This is a genomic window from Herbiconiux sp. FW305-C-125, from assembly GCF_058783455.1.
The window spans coordinates 1-3605 of record NZ_JBYSYO010000028.1 but is presented as its reverse complement, the minus strand read 5'-3'; the positions used below and the strand labels follow the sequence as shown (position 1 = coordinate 3605).

4 protein-coding genes are annotated in these 3605 nt (G+C 65.0%); all 4 read left to right on the top strand.

Features of this window, described 5'->3' with window-relative positions:
* The first annotated feature begins 137 nt into the window (after positions 1-137).
* Positions 138-1619 (top strand): 6-aminohexanoate-cyclic-dimer hydrolase, encoded by a 1482-nt coding sequence (nylA, locus tag AC3WLB_RS24235; protein ID WP_234001864.1) that lies wholly within the window; start codon positions 138-140, stop codon positions 1617-1619.
* A 788-nt stretch (positions 1620-2407) separates the two neighbouring features.
* A complete protein-coding gene (locus tag AC3WLB_RS24230; RefSeq protein WP_067940226.1) occupies positions 2408-2680 on the top strand; it encodes a hypothetical protein in 273 nt (90 codons plus the stop codon).
* Between the two features lie 94 nt (positions 2681-2774).
* Positions 2775-3155, top strand: coding sequence for a hypothetical protein (locus AC3WLB_RS24225; RefSeq protein WP_067940222.1), 381 nt, complete (start codon positions 2775-2777; stop codon positions 3153-3155).
* 14 nt (positions 3156-3169) lie between these two features.
* A complete protein-coding gene (locus tag AC3WLB_RS24220) occupies positions 3170-3454 on the top strand; it encodes a hypothetical protein (RefSeq protein ID WP_139186682.1) in 285 nt (94 codons plus the stop codon).
* Positions 3455-3605: the final 151 nt, after the last annotated feature.

Here is a 3605-nt window from a genome sequence, read left to right as displayed (position 1 = left end):
CTACCCCTCACGTTGACTGCGTAGCCAAGCTCATTCTCGAAGAATGTTCGTTACACCACTCCACGGGACTTGACCCGCCGGAGCTGTCGCGGTAGGTTATTGTCCACGCGGCTTAGACCAGCAGAAGGAGCGCGACAGTGAGCAAGGTGGACCTTTGGCAGGATGCGACGGCCCAGGCCGAACTCGTGCGCTCGGGAGAGATAAGCCGGACCGAACTGCTGGAGGCGACGATCGCTCATGTCCAAGCTGTGAACCCAGAGATCAATGCCGTCATCATCCCGCTCTTTGAGAAGGCGCGGCGTGAGAGCGAGTTGGCCTCCGGGCCCTTCGCTGGCGTGCCCTATCTTCTGAAGGACCTCACCGTCGTGAGCCAAGGCGATATCAACACGTCCAGCATCAAAGGCATGAAAGAGTCCGGCTACAGAGCCGACCACGATGCCTATTTCGTGCAGCGGATGCGCGCGGCGGGGTTCGTTTTGCTCGGCAAAACGAATACACCGGAGATGGGCAACCAGATAACGACGGAGCCCGAAGCGTGGGGCGCCACTCGGAACCCTTGGAACCTCGGACGGTCGGTTGGCGGATCCAGCGGCGGCTCAGGGGCTGCGGTAGCCGCGGCTCTGTCACCGGTTGCGCACGGCAATGACGCGGCAGGTTCCGTGCGCATACCTGCCAGCGTCTGCGGCGTCGTCGGCCTCAAGCCGACGCGTGGGCGGATATCCCCAGGCCCCTTGGTCACTGATTCAGACAACGTCGCAGGAACCGCCCATGAAGGCCTCTTTGCGCGAAGCGTGCGGGACATCGCGGCGTTACTGGACGTCGTCAGCGGCCATCGGCCGGGCGACACGTTCTGCGCACCGACAGCGTCACGGCCCTACGCCCAGGGCATAAGCGAGAATCCGGGCAGTCTCCGCGTGGGGGTCCTGACCCACAACCCCGTTGGCGACTTCGCTCTGGATCCGGAATGCGCCGCGGCGGCACGGGGCGCCGCTGCGGCGCTTGCCGCGCTCGGCCATGACGTGAACGACGCCTACCCAGAGGCGCTCGGCGATCGGTCCTTCCTCAAGGACCTCTCGCCGATCACCGACGTCGTGATCGCGCGAGAGATCGAACGCAACGGAGAACTGATCGGCCGGCCGCTGACGGAGGATGACGTTGAGTGGACCAGTTGGGAAATGGTCAAACGCGCAGACCAAGTCACGGGGCGCGCCTTCGCCGCGTGCGTGGACGAGCTTCGATACTACGCTGGGAAGGTGGAGCGTTGGTGGGAGGCGGGTTGGGACCTCCTGATCTTGCCGACTGTAACGCGTCAGACGCCGGAAATTGGGGAACTCATGCTCGCCAAGGGAACCGACTTGGAAGGGCGTCAGTCCGCCTTTATCTCGGGCAGTCTGCGGATGCTGGCCTTCACCGTTCCCTTCAACGTTTCGGGGCAGCCGGCTATCTCCCTCCCCATCGGCATGTCTAGCGATGGGATGCCGATTGGGGTGCAGATCGTCGCGGCCTATGGACGCGAGGACCTCCTCCTTCAGGTGGCCGCGCAGTTGGAAGGGGCGCTGCCATGGGTCGCTCGGCGGCCCCAATTGCTGAACCCGTCGCGGAAGATCCCAGCGGCCTGATGCTTGCGGGAGATGGGGTCCGGCCGACAGATACGGGCCGGGCCCAGGTTTCGTCCCCAACTGGCACCCCACACCGCCTTAGTGAAGGTCCGCCTCGGGGACGCCCCACAGCCGGATTGAGGCCACTCTTTTCTGTGCTGGAACCCCGGCCTGTCGTCGCCTGCTTGTGAGCTCGCACCACGGTCGAGCTTAGCATCAGGTACTGAGTGTCTCAATCCTTCGTCAGTTCGTCGATCAGACGCTCCCACACCCGGCCGCCGCCCACCGACTGAAGAGCTTGCCGTATTCCACTTGCCGTACCGCTCGAGCATGCGCCGGCCAGATCGAGCCGGTCGTGGGGCTCTTCCAGTCGACGGCAGGCAAGAGGGGGCTGGCGCGCATGGTGCCCCAGGGTTCAGCCGATCCCACGCTTCGGGGCCTCCCGGCTCCATCCTTTCTCCGTGCCGTGGGCGTTGCGGGGCCTGCTCGCTCGAAGGGGTCGGTCGAGCCCTGGGCTCGGCCGAGGGGGAGCATTGTATGGGGGAATTCCTGGTCAAGGTCCGACACCTGCCGGGCCGATCAGCGATCACAGGATCGGGCACGTCGCCGATCGCCTTCGTTCCGGGGTGTCCTTCTGGGACGCCGACCTCCAGCGCACCCGCGCCTACGACGATGAGGTCTACGAAATGCTGCGGAAGTTCCCCGGCCGCTGAGACGCTGCGTCCTCGAAAGGGGAAGGGAGGGCGAGGGTTAGGTGAGTTTGGCTGCTTGGCTGAGCTCGGTTGTGATCTCTCCCCACCTTGAGGCCCGTGCTCGCCCCCGAGCGCGAGCCTTCTTTCTTCGAGCCCCACCAGCCCGGAGACGCGCTGACCTACCGCGAAGAGTTTCCCGATTTCGACTTCGACGTGCCGTCCGTCGTCACCGGCGCTTGGGACTTCGAAGACACCTCCTGGCGCCAGGACGTCTGCCCCTCATTCGTCTGCGACGTGTTCCGCCTGTGGATCGACTTCACCGATCCCCAGAAGCGCGAGCGGCCCAGCGGCCCAGCGGTCCGCAGTTCGTCATGGTCTGCGAGGACGTGACGATGCTCGAAAGCAACAGCTGGGACGACGTCGTGGCCTTTGTCGAAGACGGCAAGCGTCACTTTCCCAACTTCCCTCAACCGAAGGGCCCCGCATGAGCGATCGAATTCTGATCATCGAGCCTTGCACCCCCGACACCCCGGTCCGCTCCAGCGACGACGCCTGCGGATGGGGCTGCGTCGCTAGCGAGCTTCGCCCCATCACCGAGGGCGTCCTGCGGCCCGGGGAGCCCGTGCCGGCCGGCGACTGCCCCAAGTGCGGGTGCGACGCCTTCCCGATCCGTGCGGCGGACCGGGTGCGCGCCAAGGCGCGCGTATTCGCCGCGGTCGCTGTTGAGATTATTTTCGGAGAAGGCACGGATAGGTCGACCCAGCGCGCCATCGACCTGTCGCGCGAGGCCTTTCAAGCCGCCGCGATCACACGCGGCGTCGCAGAGAGCCTCGACCTTCACCCCCAGCCCGCCGAGGCGGCGTGATGGAGACGAAACCAATGATCCGCGAACTCACAGCGGAAGTCCGTTTCGAATCCGGCATCGACGCCCTGGTCGCCGGAAAGCGGTACGCCTTCCTAGCCATCGTCGGCGACCGCTACGTCGCTCGCCTTGGCGCGGCGGTGGCTGATGAACCGGGCTATTATCCCATTCCCAGCATTGGGCGCATTCCGACAGCATGCTTGAGATGCAAAAGCACGCTGATGCGCTCAACGCCGAACTCGGCCTCAGCGCTCGGGCTGCCGGGGAGCTTGTCGCCACGACGTTCGCGGCCGGGAGGGTGAACATCCCCCAGCCTGACGCCGCAGCCCTGCAGCGCCTTCCGGCGCGCAAGGCAGTAATTTCGCGGCGTAACGAAACGGTCAAGTCCCGTGGAGTGGTGTAACGAACATTCTTCGAGAATGAGCTTGGCTACGCAGTCAACGTGAGGGGTAG